Origin of the sequence: Devosia sp., from assembly GCF_028290435.1 — a bacterium.
Taxonomy (GTDB): domain Bacteria; phylum Pseudomonadota; class Alphaproteobacteria; order Rhizobiales; family Devosiaceae; genus Devosia.
This window is the reverse complement of sequence record NZ_JAQGJV010000027.1, coordinates 26,963-41,637: the sequence shown is the minus strand read 5'-3', so window position 1 is coordinate 41,637 and position 14,675 is coordinate 26,963. Positions and strand designations below refer to the sequence as shown.

4 protein-coding genes are annotated in these 14,675 nt (G+C 60.5%); 2 read left to right on the top strand and 2 right to left on the bottom strand.

The annotated features are described in order from the left end of the window. Nucleotides 1-173 precede the first annotated feature (173 nt). Complete coding sequence (locus tag JWP26_RS07970) at nucleotides 174-12,293, top strand: cadherin-like domain-containing protein (RefSeq protein ID WP_299725477.1); 12,120 nt, start codon at nucleotides 174-176, stop codon at nucleotides 12,291-12,293. Between the two features lie 51 nt (nucleotides 12,294-12,344). Here JWP26_RS07970 and JWP26_RS07965 read toward each other — a convergent pair whose 3' ends face one another. Continuing rightward, nucleotides 12,345-13,199, bottom strand: coding sequence for a transglutaminase-like cysteine peptidase (locus tag JWP26_RS07965; RefSeq protein WP_299725474.1), 855 nt, complete (start codon nucleotides 13,197-13,199; stop codon nucleotides 12,345-12,347). A gap of 222 nt (nucleotides 13,200-13,421) precedes the next feature. Between JWP26_RS07965 and JWP26_RS07960 the strand changes: the two genes are divergently transcribed. Next, entirely contained in the window at nucleotides 13,422-14,000 is a 579-nt protein-coding gene (locus JWP26_RS07960) for a diguanylate cyclase (RefSeq protein ID WP_299725471.1), read from the top strand. A gap of 187 nt (nucleotides 14,001-14,187) precedes the next feature. Here the strand turns inward: JWP26_RS07960 and JWP26_RS07955 are convergent, their stop codons facing one another. Then, nucleotides 14,188-14,673: a hypothetical protein gene (locus JWP26_RS07955; protein ID WP_299725468.1), complete on the bottom strand. Its 486-nt coding sequence runs from the start codon at nucleotides 14,671-14,673 to the stop codon at nucleotides 14,188-14,190. Nucleotides 14,674-14,675: the final 2 nt, after the last annotated feature.

Sequence of the window (14,675 nt, the reverse complement as noted above, 5' to 3'; positions counted from 1 at the left end):
CTGCGTAATGCATGCAGCATATGCCGTTATGCTTCTCGATTAAGGTTAAGCCAAGCTTACCCCTAAATGCCATACGGGGTTATGCTTTGGCAGTATTTGGAATTTGCTGCCGGTTTGGCGTCCCCGTATAAGTCTCGGTTAATTGAGCATTAACCAGACTGCTGGGGGCCACCATGACCGAACGTTCCGATTCAAACTCTGATTTCGTCGTCGATACCGCATCGGATACCAATTCGTTGCCGATCGCCGAAATCCTGGTGGCTCAGGCGGATACGGGCGCGAACACCGCGACCGACGCAACGCCCCCGGACGCCGCGCCCGTGCAAAACCAGGCAAGCCTGGTGGTTGAAGTTGGCGAGGGCTCGGTACTGACTTTGCCCGAGGGCACAAGTATTGATGCGCCCCGCATGAACGGTGCCAATCTTGAATTCGTGCAGCCTGATGGATCGGTTGTGGTGGTGCCGAACGGTGCTATCGAAGGCCTGACCATTGTGCTGGGCAGCGTGGAAATCCCGCCCCTCACCGTGGCAGCATTGTTCGCCGCAAGTGACATCCAGACCGCGGCCGGCCCCGCCGGAAATGGCCCGCCAAGCTCCGGCGGCAATTTCGAAGTGCAGCCGGCTGGCGATATCGGCTCGGCGTTCACCTATGGCGGCCTGCTCGACGGCACCGACCTGCCGACGACCGAGACCACTGACGAAGAAAGCTTCGACAACAACCTGGCGCCGCGGTTTGCCTTCTCGATCACTGAAGCTCGCCTTTCCGAGGAAGGGCTGGCGGGTGGCAATCCCGATCTGGATGGCAATGCCGATACCACCAACGACTACGTCTATTCCGGTAATCTGAATGCCTCCGATCCCAACGGCGATCCGCTGGCCTTCAGTTTTGGCCAGCCGACCTCGCCCGTCACCTCGCATGGCGTCACCCTGACCTGGACCGGCGTTGGCACGACGACCCTGTCCGGCTGGGCCGGCGACACCCTGGTAATCCAGGCCGTTGTCACCAATGGCTCCGGCGCGTTCACCGTCACCCTTTCCGGGCCGGTCGATCATCCTGCTGGCGCCGGGGAAAACGAACTCCGCTTTGACCTGCCCATCACCGCCACTGACGGCCGGGGCGGTAGCGCCTCGACGGCCATCAGCATCATCGTCGAAGACGACAGCCCGGAGATTGGGCCGATTGGCCAGTTGAACGTTGGCGAAGTCACTTCGGACAGCGTCCAGAACGCATTCCTCACGCAGATGCCCGAAAAGGTATCGCTGAACGTCCATTGGGGTGCCGATGGCGCCAAGGCCGACGGTCTGGAGTTCACCACCGGCAGCGGCGCCGTGAGCGGGCTAACGTCCAACGGCGCGCAAATCGCCTACACTGTCGCCGGCAATGTGCTGACCGCATCGGCCGGCGACCGCCAGGTCTTCACCGTCACCCTCAACAGCGACGGAACGTATTCCTTCGTCCTCAAGGACAATATCGATCACGCTCCGGGCAGCGATACCAAGGAACTGTCGTTCGCCTTCAAGGCAACCGACGGGGACGGTGATTTCGCAACGGGGACCTTCAAGGTTAACGTGATCGACTCGGTCCCGACAATTGGCGCCACCGAAACCGAAACCGTTTCCGAGCACAACCTGCCCTTCGGCTCACACGAGGTCCCTGACGGCAGTCAATCGTTGGTGCAGCCGGGCAACCTCAACATCGACTGGAACGCCGATGATAATAATAGCGGCATAGCCGCCAATCGCAGCGTCGCCTTTGACAACTTGGTGGCGCCGGTCGACCTGACCTCTGACGGCAAGGCCGTCGTCTATACCTATAACGCCGAACACACCGTGCTGACGGCAACGGCGGGCGGCGAAACCGTCTTCACCGTGTCGCTGAGCGATACCGGCACCGGCACTTATACATTTAGCCTCCATGGCAATATAGACCACGCAGTGGGCACCGATACCAAGGCGTTGGACTTCGGCTTTGTCGCCACTGACGCCGATGGCGACACCGCCTCATCCTCCTTCACCGTCAACCTGCTGGACGACCAGTTGAGCCTGGGCACCGTCGGTGTACGATATGTCGAGGAAGAGGCCTTGCCACATGGCAATGAAGACGCCAGCCCGCTTGGCGTGGAAGTGGAGGGCGTCGTCGCCAATCTCTTCAGCGGTGTTCTCGGCATCAGCGGCCAGATTGGCGCTTCGCTCAATATTTCGTGGGGCAATGACAACTTCAACAGCGCCGTCAATGGCGGCTTCAACGGCGCCCAGGTCATGGGTGACCGTTCGGTCGTCTTCACCTCGGGCAACGGCGCTGCACGCGTTCTGACTGCGCCTGAAGTTGCTGGCTTGGTCAGCGCAACGGGCGGCAATGGTCCGGCCACGCTCACCTCGCACGGCCAGCCACTGGTCTATACCCTGTCGGCCAATGGCACCGTGCTCACCGCATCGGCTGGTGGTCAGAGCGTGTTCAGCGTCACGCTCTCGGATCAGTCTAGCGGCTCTTACACCTTCAAGCTGCTGGGCACGCTCGATCATCCCGTCGCGGCCAGCGGCGCGAATAACGAAGATGTCCTGTCGCTGAAGTTCAACTTTACCGCCCGCGATGGCGACGGCGATCAGGGCGTCGGCAATTTCACCGTCCGCGTCATCGACGACAGCCCGGTAGTCGGTTCGGTTGCCCCGCTGGATGTCCGCGAGCTCACTTCGGACAGCGTCCAGAATGCATTTCTCGCGCAAATGCCCGATAAGGTCTCGCTGAACATCCAGTGGGGTGCCGATGGCGCCAAGACTGATGGCCTGGTGTTCACCAACACGAGCGGTGCCGTGAGCGGCTTGTCCTCCAACGGGGAGTCGATCGCCTACACCGTCGCCGGCAATGTGCTGACCGCCTCGGCCGGTGCACGCCAGGTCTTCACCGTCACCCTCAATAACGACGGCACCTATTCCTTCGTTCTAAAGGACAATATCGATCACGCTCCGGGTAGCGATACCAAGGAACTGTCGTTCGGCTTCAAGGCGACTGATGGGGACGGCGACTTTGCCACCGGCACCTTCAAGGTCAATGTGATCGATTCGGTGCCGACCATCGGCACCACCGAAACCGAAACCGTTGCCGAGCAGAACCTGCCCTATTTCGGCCTGCACGAACTGTTCCCGGACGGGGCCAATTCGCTCGTACAGCCCGGCAAGCTCAACGTCGATTGGAATGCCGATGACAACAATAGCGGCACTGCCAATCGCAGCGTCAACTTTGGCAGCCTCGTTGCGCCGGTTGACCTGACATCGGACGGCAAGGCCGTCGTTTATACCTACAATGCCGACCACACCGTGCTGACGGCAACGGCCGGTGGCGAAACTGTCTTCACCGTCTCGCTGAGCGATACTGGTACCGGCACCTACACGTTCCGCCTCTACGGCAATATCGATCACGCTGTGGGCACCGATACCAAGGCGCTGAGCTTCGGCTTTGTCGCTACCGACGCCGACGGCGATACCGCCTCGTCCTCGTTCACCGTCAACCTGCTCGACGATCAGTTGAGCCTGGGCTCGGTAGGCGTCCGCTATGTCGAGGAAGAAGCACTGCCGCATGGCAACGAAGATGCTAGCCCGCTTGGCGTAGAACTGTCCGGCGTGCTCGCAAATGGCGGCCTGATCGGCAGCCAGATTGGCGCCTCGCTCAATATTTCCTGGGGCAATGACAATTTCAATAGTGCGGTCAACGGCGGCTACAACGGCACTCAGGTCATGGGCGACCGCTCAGTCGTCTTTGCCTCGGGCAGTGGTGCTGCACGCGTCCTGACTGCGCCTGAAGTCGCCAGCTTGGTCAGCGCAACGGGCGGCAATGGTGCGGCCACGCTCACCTCGCATGGTCAACCGCTGGTTTACACCCTGTCGGCCAATGGTACTGTGATCACCGCTTCGGCTGGCGGTCACGACGTGTTCAGCGTCACGCTCTCAGACCAGTCTAATGGATCCTACGACTTCAAGCTGCTGGGCACTCTCGATCATCCTGTCGCGGCCAGCGGCGCGAACAATGAGGACGTCCTGTCGCTGAAATTCAACTTCACCGCTCGGGATGGCGATGGCGATCAGGGCACCGGCAATTTCACCGTCCGCGTCATCGATGACAGCCCGGTAATCGGGTCGGTCGCACAGTTGAACGTTGGCGAAGTTACCTCGGACAGCGTCCAGAACACATTCCTCACGCAGATGCCCGCCCATGTGTCGCTGAACATCCATTGGGGTGCCGACGGCGCCAAGACCGATGGCCTGGTGTTCACCAACACCAGCGGCGCGGTAAACGGTCTGACGTCCAATGGCACGCAAATCGCCTACACCGTCGCTGGCAATGTGCTTACCGCCTCTGCCGGTGCTCGCCAGGTCTTCACCGTCACCCTCAATAGCGACGGCACGTATTCCTTCGTCCTCAAGGACAATATCGATCACGCTCCGGGCAGCAATACCAAGGAACTGTCGTTCGGCTTCCAGGCGACCGACGGGGACGGCGATTTTGCCACGGGGACCTTCAAGGTCAACGTGATCGACTCGGTGCCGACGATTGGAACTACGGAAACCGAAACCATCTCCGAGCAAGACCTGCCCTTTTTCCTGGACGAACTCTCCCCGGACGGGAGTCAGTCGTTGGTGCAGCCCGGCAAGCTCAACGTCGACTGGAATGCCGATGACAACAACAGCGGCACCGCCAATCGCAGCGTTGCCTTTGGCAACTTGGTGGCACCGGTTGATCTGACGTCGGACGGCAAGGCTGTTGTGTACAGCTACAACGCCGACCACACTGTGCTGACTGCTTCGGCTGGTGGCGAAACTGTCTTTACCGTGTCGCTGAGCGATACCGGTACTGGCACCTATACGTTCCGCCTCTATGGCAATATCGATCACGCCGTGGGCACCGACACTAAGGCGCTCGACTTCGGCTTCATCGCCACGGATGCTGATGGCGATACAGCTTCGTCTTCCTTTATCGTCAACGTGCTCGACGATCACTTGAGCGTGGGCTCGATAGGCGTGCGCTATGTCGAGGAAGAAGCATTGCCGCATGGCAATAACGATGCCAGCCCGCTTAATGTAGAAGTGGACGGCGTCATCGCCAATCTTGGCCCGATCGGTAGCGAGATCGGCGCTTCGCTCAATATTTCCTGGGGCAATGACAACGGCAACAGCGCCGTCAACGGCGGCTACAACGGCACCCAGGTCATGGGCGACCGCTCGGTGGTCTTTGCCTCGGGCAACGGCGCGTCACGCGTTCTGACTGCGCCTGAAGTTGCGGGCCTCGTCAGCGCAACCAGCGGTAATAGTGCGGTCGCGCTCACCTCGCATGGCCAGCCGCTGGTTTATACCCTGTCGGCCAATGGCACTGTGATCACTGCCTCGGCTGGCGGCCAGCCCGTGTTCAGCGTCACGCTATCGGATCAGTCCAGCCTGTTGACCAGCGGCTCCTACACCTTCAAGCTGCTGGGCACTCTCGATCATCCCATCGCGGCCAGTGGCGCGAATAACGAAGATGTGCTGTCGCTGAAGTTCAACTTCACCGCCCGTGATGGCGATGGCGATCAAGGGACCGGCAACTTCGTCGTCCGCGTCATCGACGACAGCCCGGAAATCGGGCCGATCGCACAGTTGAATGTCAGCGAAGTTACCTCGGACGCCTTCGCGAACACCTTCATTCCGCAGACGCCAGCCAACGCATCACTGAACATCCATTGGGGCGCTGACGGCGCCAAGGCCGATGGCTTGGTGTTCACGACCCAGAGTGGCACCGTAAACGGCCTGACCTCCAACGGCGCGCAAATCGCCTACACCGTCGTCGGCAATGTGCTCACCGCTTCGGCTGGCGCGCGGGACGTCTTCACCGTGACCCTCAATAGCGACGGTACTTATTCTTTCGTCCTCAAGGACAATATCGATCATGCCCCCGGCAGCAACGACAAGCTGCTGAGCTTCGGCTTTCAGGCCACCGACGCGGACAATGACACCGCCACCGGCACCTTCTCGGTCAATATCAAGGACAGCGTCCCGGTATTACTGGCCGGCGGAGCCGATCCTGGCACGATTACCGAAAGCCTACTGCCACAGGTTAGCTCGATCCACGGCAGTCTCAACGTCGACATCAATGCCGATGACAAGAATACCCATGTCGAAATCGCCAAGGACGCCCAGGGCAACTACATCCTGCCGCAGGGCCTGAGCTCCGACGGTGTGCCGCTAGAATACTTCGTGCGCACCACCAACGGGGGCGATCAGGAGATCGTCGCCTTCAAGCAAGGCGAAGGCGTCGACCGCCCGGTGTTCATCGTGGCTGTCGTCCACCCCGGCAACTTTGCCGCGACACTGTTCCAAAACCTGGATCACGCGCCGGGCAGCAACACGCTGGCAATCAACCTGACCGCACGCGTCTTTGACGGCGATGGCGACTACGTCGACCGCGCATTCACCGTCGATGTGACAGACACTGTTCCTGAACTGGTTGGACAGTCCGACACCGGCACTCTGGCGGAAGGCGGCTTGCCTTATGTGAGTTCGACGTTCGGCAACCTCCATGTTGATCTCAACGCCGATGACAAGAACACGCATGTCGAAATTGCCAAGGATGCCCAGGGCCACTACATCCTGCCCCAGGGTCTGACCTCGGATGGCGTTGCGCTCGACTATATTGTGCGCGCCACCAATGGCGTCGATCAGGAAATTGTCGCCTTCAAGCATGGCGAAACTGCCGACCAACCAGTATTCATAGTTGGCGTTCTTCATCCCGGCAGCTTTGTTGCCACCCTGTATCAGAACCTGGATCACGCGCCGGGCAGCGATACGCTGGCGATCAACCTGACAGCCCGCGTCTATGACGGTGATGGCGACTATGTGGATCGCGCGTTCACCGTCAATGTGACCGACGATGTGCCAACGCTGAGCGCGCCGGTCGGTGATTTCAACCTGCTGACGAATGGCGATTTCGCTGATGGCACTTGGACGGGTGCTGGCTGGGGCGGTGGCTTTGCGACCGAAGCGGTCGGCTGGAAGATCACCGGCACCGAGCCTGCGCAGAGCAATGTACAGCTGGAATTTGTCCAGGATGGCTATCTCGGCATGCACGCTCCTGCCGGCGGTCGCATGGTCGATCTGGGATCTTCCCCAGGCAACACCGCCATCTCACAGGCCCTTTCGGGCCTGACGGTTGGTCAGCCCTATACCTTGACCTTCGCGATGGGTTCTCCGGACCCGGCATCGTCCAAGCTTGAAGTATATTGGAACGGCCAGCTTGTTCAGAACTCTTCGGTTCTGGTGACCGGCACGATGAGCGCCGTCACGATCGGCGGCCTGCTGCCTGACGCACATGGCAATGGGGTGCTGACCTTCAAGGAAGTGGGCACCGCCGATTCAACCGGCACATATCTCGCCGATATCGGCTTTGCGCCGACCGGCGCTGTCGATCTGCCACTGATCAGCGGTTCGATCGACGAAAATGGCACGGCGACCATCAATCTGGGCGCTCACTTCAGCTTTGGCGCAGATGGTCCCGGCAGCGTGAGCGTCAATCCTGCGACCGTTGTCATCACCACACCGACCGGCACCGTTCTGGGTCAGCCGACCATCACGGTCGACCCCGTGACCGGTCAGCTCCACGTCAATCCGGGTTGGGGCTTCGATGGCCTCAGCCAGGGTGAAATCGCCACGATCACCATTCCCTATACGGTCACCGACCAGGACGGCGACAGCAAGACCGGCCTTTATCAGCTGACAATCAACGGTCAGAACGATCAGGTCAGCACCTCCATCGGCTTCCCCGATAGCGGCACGATCACCGAATATGCCGAAGGACTGCCGAACGCTGGCTCGGCCGCGATCCGCACCGAGTTCGACGCGCCTGTGGGCCATGCCGGCTACAATGGCGGTGGCTTCTGGATTTATGACGACCAGGGCGACACCCACAGCGTGAGCGTCACTCCGGGCGCCAATGCGGGCTATCTGGGGAGCCTGGTTGCCAATGTCAGCGAGGAAACCGCCGGCGACGGCAATGGTTTCGTGACCTGGCTGTATAGCGTCAGCGACGCGGCCCTGAATCCGCTGCAGGCCGGTGAGACCAAGATCGAGACCTTCACCGTTCGCGTTAGCGACGGCCATGGCACGTTTGCCGATCGCCTCATCACCGTCACGCTAGTCGGCACGAACGACACCCCAGTTGTCAGCGTCGATGCTGGCGATGTCGACCATGTTGTCCTCAACGAGACCAATGCCGGACTTCAGGCCGATGGCACGCTCAGCGTGATCGACGTCGACGTCAAGGACGTGGTGAGCGCAACCGTGACCGGCGCCACCGCGACCGGGCTCGGCGCCAACTTCACCGACGCACAGCTGAAGGCCTTCTTCAGCATCGGGGCGGGTCCCGTCATCGATGGCACCCACACGTCCGGTGATATCGCCTGGAACTTCAACTCTGGCAGCGAAGCGTTCAACTTCCTCTCTGCCGGCGCCCAAGCCGTCATCAAGTACACCATCCAGGTGTCAGACGGGCACGGCGGCAATGTTAGCCACGATGTCGAGATCAAGCTGATCGGCACCAATGACCTGCCGGTCGTGGACTTGAACGGGGTGGACGCCGGCAGCAATGCCAGCGCGACGGCAGTGGAGCAGTTCCCGCAATACATCCTGACCGCCGCAACCCTCTCGGATGTCGACTCGTCGCAAATGGCCTCAATGACGGTCAGGTTCGTTGGCCGTCCTGATGGCACATTAGAGGTGCTTTCGCTGAACCCGGCGGCTCAGGCCGCCGCTGCCGGCCTCACGGTGACGTACGATCCCGCGCTGGGTTCGTTGAGGATCACTGGTGCTGCATCCGCCAGCACCTACCAGACGATCCTGCGCGGCGTGAGTTACGTCAACAATAGCGACGATCCTACCGTGACCGGCCATAGCGTGGAAGTCATCGTCAACGATGGCCTCGACAACAGCGTCTCGCACACCGTCGACATCAAGGTCATTCCGCTCAACGACGCACCCGTACTCGGCGGCACGCTGCACAGCACGGTCGTCGAAGGTGGTATGGTCACTCTGACGGTCGCCGAGCTGGGCTACACCGATCCGGACAATACGCCGTCCGGCGTCGTGTTCCGCATCACGGCGCTCAACGGTGGCGAAGTCCGCAATAATGGCGTGCCGGCGACTTCCTTCACGGCAGCCGAACTTGCCAGCGGTATCATCACCTTCGTGCATAACGGCTCCGAACCCAGCCTGGCTGGCTTCTCCGTGGCGGTGGAAGACGGCAACCAGGACGGCTCGGTGCCGATCCCAAAGCCCTTCGTCATCGATGTGACCCCGGTCAACGACGCTCCCGTCGTTGACCTGAACGGAGCGGATGCCGGCAACAATGCCAGCGCAACCGCCGTCGAGCAGCTGCCGCAGTATATCCTGAATGCCGCAACGCTCTCGGACGTAGACTCCTCGACGTTGAATTCGTTGACGGTCAGGTTCACCGGTCGCCCCAATGGCGTCGATGAGGCGCTCTCGCTGAACCCGCAAGCCCAGGCTGCTGCTACCGGTCTTACTGTCACCTATAATTCAGCGTTGGGCGTCCTGACGGTCACCGGAACGGCGTCGGTTGCGACCTATCAGACGATCCTTCGCGGCGTGACTTACCTCAACGGCAACGACAATCCCGCTGCGACCGGCCATAGTGTCGAAGTCATCGTCAACGATGGCCATGACAACAGCGCTGCGCAGATCGTCGACATCAAGGTCATCCCGCTCAATGACGCGCCCGCTCTGGCCGGCTCGCTCAGCAGCACGGTCGTTGAAGGTGGTGTGGTCACTCTGACGACTGCCGCACTGGGCTTCACCGATCCCGACAATACTGCGTCCGCCATCGTGTTCCGGGTTTCGGCGCTCAATGGCGGCGAAATCCGCAACAACGGCACGCCAGCGACCTCCTTCACCGCAACCGAACTGGCCAGCGGCTTCATCACCTTCGTGCACAACGGCTCCGAGGGTAACGCCGGCTTCTCCGTAGCGGTCGAAGATGGCAACCAGGATGGCTCGGCGCCCGTTCCGCAGCCATTCATTGTCAATGTGACCCCGGTCAACGACGCGCCAATCGCGTTGGCCGACAGTTATACTGTGGCCGAAGATCAGGTGTTGACGGCGAACGCCGGCGGCGTTTTGGCCAACGACACGGATCCGGATAGTATTCTGTCGGCGATCCTCGTCTCTGGCCCCGCGCACGGCACTCTGGCGTTGAACCCCGATGGCACGTTCACCTACACGCCGTCAGCGAACTACAATGGCCCGGATAGCTTCACCTACAAGGCGAACGACGGGGTGATTTCTACCGCTGTAACGACCGTCAATCTGACGGTCACGCCAGTCAACGACGCGCCAAGTGCGCCCGTCGATACCAATAATGCCCTCAATGAAGTGGCGGAAAACGCTACGGCAGGGACAGTTGTTGGCCTGACGGCCCACTCTACCGACGTCGACGACGCCACCGTAACCTACAGCCTCACCAACGATGCCAACGGTCGGTTCACCATCGATCAAAACACCGGTGTCGTCACCGTCAAGGCTGGCGCCGTGCTCGACTATGAGACGACCACCCAGCACACTATTACCGTCCAGGCCTCCGACGGCCACGGCGGCATCAGCACCTCCGACTTCGCCATCGCGGTGAAGGACATCCAGGAAGGTCCGGTTGGCATAGCGAATTCGAGCGCGTTCTATGCGTTCTCAAACAACGCGGCACCGGCTGGCAAGCCGACCTCCATCACCCTCGATATGGCGACGCTGTTTGTTGGCACTGCTCCCGGTACCACCTACTCGTTCGAGAAGGTGCGGGTGGACGAGGACACAACGAGCGGCAACCAACTCAATGGCAAGTGGAGCTGGCTGAGCCGGAATGGGAACGTCATCACCGGCAACCCAAGCCCGAGCGATGCTGACGCTTATATCATCAAGGTCATAGCGACCGCGCCCAACGGAACCACCGCGTTCACCTATGTCGCCCTGACAGCCCTGGCGGATAATGCCACTTCAACGACATTCGGCAACGAGCGCGACAACGAGATGATCCTGCCCGGTCAAAATGGAGGCCAAGCGTTGTTTGGCCAATCTGGTGTCGATGTGCTGATTGGCAATGCTGGTAACAACCAGATTGAAGGCAACCAGAACCAGGACGCTCTCTATGGCGGGGCCGGCGATGACTATCTGAATGGCGGCTCGCAAAGCGACTTCGTGGCTGGCGGCGCTGGCGGCGACCTGATCTATGGCGAAGACGGCGACGATGTGATCCTCGGCGAAGACGGCGACGATTACATTGATGCCGGCTCCCAAGACGATATCGTTCTGGGTGGTGCCGGTAACGACATTATCTACGGCCAGTCCGGCAATGACGTCCTCTACGGCGATGCCGGCAACGACAAAATCTATGCCGGCAGTGGCGACGACAAGATCTACGGTGGGGCCGGCGACGATCTGCTCACGGACGATAGTGGCAACGACACTTATGTCTTTGGCCTGACCGACGGCCACGACACCATCAACGAAGGCAGCGGCACTGATAGGATCGTCATCGCTGCGGCCGGCAAGGAACTCACCTCACTCACCGCCTATGACAATGTTGTCGGCAATAACAAGGGTAGCCTGGTCATCGAGTTCAACGACCAGTCCATCACGGTCCAAGATCACTTCAAGGCCACCGACGACCGTGTTGAACTCATCAACTTCGATGGGGCGACCTACAAAGGATACAATCTGGGTACCGGCGACTATCAGATCGGTACCAGCAACAACAGCAGCACTGGTGGGAATGATTTTCTTGCTGGCGAGTTGGGTGCCTCCAATACGCGTTCGGGCGGCAACGGAAACGACGTGCTGTTCGGCGGCAATCTTGCCGATACCCTGTCGGGCGGCCAAGGCAATGACTTGCTCATCGGTGGCGGCGGCAACGACATCCTGACTGGTAATGAGGGCGACGACATCCTGTGGGGCGGTCTGGGTCACGACACCCTCACCGGTGGTACCGGCAACGACACCTTCGTGTTTAGCGAGGCTGGTGCCGCCAACTCCGACACCATCAAGGACTATGTCTTCGGACAGGATGTGGTCGATCTTTCCGACTTGCTGAGCGGGATTGCCAACGACCAGAAGGCCAATCACGTCCAGGTCAATGCTGCCAACAACACGATCTCGGTTGATAGGGGCACGGGCAGCGGTTGGGAGCTTGTCGCGACGATCGAACCAAGCACTGTCGGCCATGTCGACATCAAAATCGCCGACGATCTGGCCCATATCCAGCCAATCATCTAGCTTCACTACAAAATTGCACAACGGCCCGCTCACGAGCGGGCCGTTTCGCTTTCAGAGACCCTCGCCGGGCGACACCGAGGACAGATCCTTGGGCATTGCTGCCATGGCGGTATTGCTGCCGCTAAAGCCGTGAATGTAATTGCGACCGGCCGAAAAGCTCATGATGGGCTGGTATTGCCCATAGGCCGTGTCCAGGCTCAGCCGGCTGGTGACATTATCAAGCACATAGCTGCCGCCCGCCATATGAGCGACCAGAACCGCGTGGAACAACTGCCGGCGCGTATCCTGCAGCACGACAAGTTGCAACTGGTCCGCCGGGACGCCAAGGCTGCGCAGGAGCCAGAACTTTGCGATGGCGAAGTCCTCGCAGTCACCGGCCCCTTTGCGGGCGATTTCCGATGGCGTGGCCCAATAATCGCCAACGCCCCACAGCGCGGTGTCCTCGCGATATTTCATGGCCCCGTTGACCGACCGATTGACCAGATTGAGCATCGCCACTTCGGCTAGGCCATCAGCCTGACCGGCAACGCTGCGCAGCGTGTTGGCAAAGCGGGTATTGCACCCTGCAAGGCCGCTGCTTGCGCAGTCGGGCCCGAACATGGCCCTGAAGTCGACTTGCGACACGTGCTGCCATTTTTCCGCGGCCGGAAGACGGGCGGCAGAGATGGCGACCGAGCCGAAAACGCCCAGGTCGATGGTCGGTGCTGAAATCACTGATGGAGTTGCAAACAGGCTGGCAGCCCGCGCCGCGCTGGCGACGGCCACGCGGGTTACGCTTGGCATGCCACCTGTGCTGGTCAGCTGAAAACCACCGATATCGGGGTTGCGGCCGAAGCTGGAGGTGACCGGGACAATGGAAAAGAGCCCTGCGGTTGCCGCCAAAACAAGTATTGCTCTTCTGAGCATTTTTGCCTCCTGATTACTTGCAGGAGACTATCCATGGCGCCATAAAACTTCATAAAGCGGCGTAGTATATTATAGATATACAAATTCGATAAAATTTTATGGGATTTTGTGTCGCTATGCCGCATCCTGTTTTCTAGGTGATTGATAAAATTGCACACAGCCTCATCAACGATGATTGAGACCTGCATGGCATCCTGGCGGCATAACAATTAGGGGCACATGATGGGCACATTCAAAGATTGGCTGGCGGCACTGACAGGTCGGCGGAACGACCGCGCTGACCGGCGCCAGAATGAGCGCCCCGCGGCCATCGCCATTCAGCCGGGCGACCTTGATCCGCTTACCGGCGCCCTGCGCGGCGAACGTTTCATGGCCATGATGGCGGCCGAGCAGGCGCTGCGGCCCGGCGCCCTGTTGTTGATAGATATGACGGACCGCGCGGATGGTCTCACCTCTGGCAATCCCGACACCTCCGATGAGGCTTTGATGCTCCTGGCTCAGGCTATCCGCCAGGCCGTGCGGTTCGACGATCTGGTGGGCCATGTCGAAGGTTACCGCTTTGCGGTCCTGTTGCGCGGGGCTCCACAGCCCGTGGCGGACGCGATTGCCCAGCGCATTTGCGATTCCGTGGATGATACGCTGTTCTGGACGCAGGACGGCATAACCCAACTTGAGGTCGCCGTCGGCGGGGCCGTGTTTGGGTCTGGAAATGGCCGGGATTTGTATACAGATGCCCAGAAGGCCCTGGACGCCGCGCGCCACGCCGATGGACAGCGCTTTTGGATAGTCGAACGCAGATAGGCGCTGCCGCATGGATGATGCGAAGGGACCCCGGCCGTGTGCATGGGCCAGGGTCATCGCTCAATATAAGACGAGTTGGAGGTCGCAGGGCAAACCTGCATGGTGTTAACGAATTGGAAGGGAAGCGGTTCCACGACCGAAAGCATCGCATTTGCCGCTAACTGTTCCGATACGGCCCGGTCGCCACCTAGTGCAGCGAGTCGCGCTGTGTAAACACCACGAGGCGCTGGCCGGGATCAACCAGCAGCAGCACGCCGCGCCCGAAGCTGTAATAGGCACCCGGCTCTGTGCCGATGTGGGCGCTCTTGGCCTGCCACTCCGCGCTCAGCCCGCAGGCGAGGCCACCCCAGACATAGCCGTCCACGCTCCAGTCTGCCTGCGCATCCGAATCCACCGGCGTCTGCTGCCATGGCGCATAGCGCCACTCGCTGCTCTCGATCGGGCCGCTCATGGTGGCGAAGGCGCTGAGCCCGTCCTTTTCGATCGCGAGGGCGGTGGCCTCGTCGAGGGCAAAGACCTGCGACGTGCAGTCCTTGAAGATATCCCAGCCCCAGGCCAGGCTGTCGCCGACCTTGAGGCCCGCGGGCAGTTTCTCCTGTCCGTTCGATGCCTGCGCCCATAAAGGCAGGCTCAATACCATCAACGATAACGTGATCAGGCCAGCTCTGCGCATCT

Excerpts from the sequence above, each read along its gene's own strand:
- JWP26_RS07960 (WP_299725471.1), top strand. The coding sequence starts at position 13,422 with ATGGGCACATTCAAAGATTGGCTGGCGGCACTGACAGGTCGGCGGAAC.
- JWP26_RS07955 (WP_299725468.1), bottom strand. The coding sequence starts at position 14,673 with ATGCGCAGAGCTGGCCTGATCACGTTATCGTTGATGGTATTGAGCCTG.
- JWP26_RS07965 (WP_299725474.1), bottom strand. The coding sequence starts at position 13,199 with ATGCTCAGAAGAGCAATACTTGTTTTGGCGGCAACCGCAGGGCTCTTT.
- JWP26_RS07970 (WP_299725477.1), top strand. The coding sequence starts at position 174 with ATGACCGAACGTTCCGATTCAAACTCTGATTTCGTCGTCGATACCGCA.